The organism is Candidatus Melainabacteria bacterium RIFOXYA2_FULL_32_9 (assembly GCA_001784615.1).
Lineage (GTDB): Bacteria > Cyanobacteriota > Vampirovibrionia > Gastranaerophilales > UBA9579 > UBA9579.
This window is the reverse complement of record MFRQ01000026.1, coordinates 13,241-14,365: the sequence shown is the minus strand read 5'-3', so window position 1 is coordinate 14,365 and position 1,125 is coordinate 13,241. Positions and strand designations below refer to the sequence as shown.

Annotated in this window: 3 protein-coding genes; all 3 read left to right on the top strand. The window is 27.3% G+C overall.

Translation table 11 applies throughout. The features are described from left to right. Nucleotides 1–322: 322 nt before the first annotated feature. Nucleotides 323–538, top strand: coding sequence for a translation initiation factor IF-1 (locus tag A2255_05995; GenBank protein ID OGI22832.1), 216 nt, complete (start codon nt 323–325; stop codon nt 536–538). A 34-nt stretch (nt 539–572) separates the two neighbouring features. Continuing rightward, nucleotides 573–686 (top strand): 50S ribosomal protein L36, encoded by a 114-nt coding sequence (locus tag A2255_05990; GenBank protein ID OGI22831.1) that lies wholly within the window; start codon nt 573–575, stop codon nt 684–686. 165 nt (nt 687–851) lie between these two features. Next, nucleotides 852–1,125: 30S ribosomal protein S13 (locus A2255_05985; GenBank protein ID OGI22830.1), on the top strand; the 274-nt coding region annotated here is incomplete at its 3' end.

Below are 1,125 nucleotides of genomic sequence, written 5' to 3'. Positions count from 1 at the left end.
AAAAACCAAGAATTAAAGATTACTTGAAATCATAAAAGATAATTTTTTATTAAAATCATCTTTTAAAACTAAATACTTAAAAATCAAATTTTAAGTAAAGTTAAATTTGAAGTATAATTTCAATTGAGGTTTTTTTGTCTTTTTCATATTTTATAATTATGAAAAAGGATAAGCCTTTCAGGTTTTATCTAAAATACAGAACTAAAAGATTTAGGTTTTTTAAAATTAAAAACCTTGTAAAATATCATGTTCAGTGTAGAATCAAATTTAGGATAATGTATTTTGCAAAACTGATTAAGAAATAGTTACAAATGAGGTGTTAATGACAAAAGACGTAATTGAATTTGAAGGCACAATCGTAGAATCACTACCTAATGCCATGTTCAAAGTAGAACTAGAAAATGGACATATGGTACTGGCTCATATATCCGGCAAAATTAGAAAGAATTTTATTAGAATTTTACCGGGCGATAAAGTAAAAGTTGAGTTAACACCTTACGACTTGAGTAGAGGCAGAATAACTTACAGACTAAAATAATATTCTTAATATATAAGTTGAAAGGGTAAAAAAAATGAAAGTTAGAACATCTGTAAAAAAAATATGCGACAAATGTAAAGTAATTAGAAGAAAAGGCAGAGTAGCAATAATTTGTGAAAACCCAAAACACAAACAAAGACAAGGATAAGGTCTAAACAAATTTTGTTAGGACAGTATCTCATTAACTAACAAAAGATTAATCTAAAGAAAAACTTGAATCTAATTTATGTTTTAATTAATCTATTATTCTTAAGCAATGAATTTTTTAATATAGTGAAGTAATTTGTAAGCAAAAGGTATAAAGGAGTAATTAATGGCTAGAATCGCTGGAGTTGATTTACCACGTAATAAGCGAATGGTAATAGCTCTAACTTACATATATGGAATTGGGCCAACAATATCAAAAAAAATTCTTGAAAACACAAAAATTTCAGAAGATACAAAAACCGACAACTTAACAGAGGACGAGATTAACCGTTTAAGAGAAGAAATTGATAAATATCAGGTTGAAGGCGATCTCAGAAGAGCTGAAGGCCAAAACGTTAAAAGATTAATTGAAATTAATTCATATAGAGGTATGCGCCACC

What these genes read in the sequence shown, in the direction of transcription:
- A2255_05995 (OGI22832.1), top strand. Translation starts at nt 323, where the DNA reads ATGACAAAAGACGTAATTGAATTTGAAGGCACAATCGTAGAATCACTA.
- A2255_05990 (OGI22831.1), top strand. Translation starts at nt 573, where the DNA reads ATGAAAGTTAGAACATCTGTAAAAAAAATATGCGACAAATGTAAAGTA.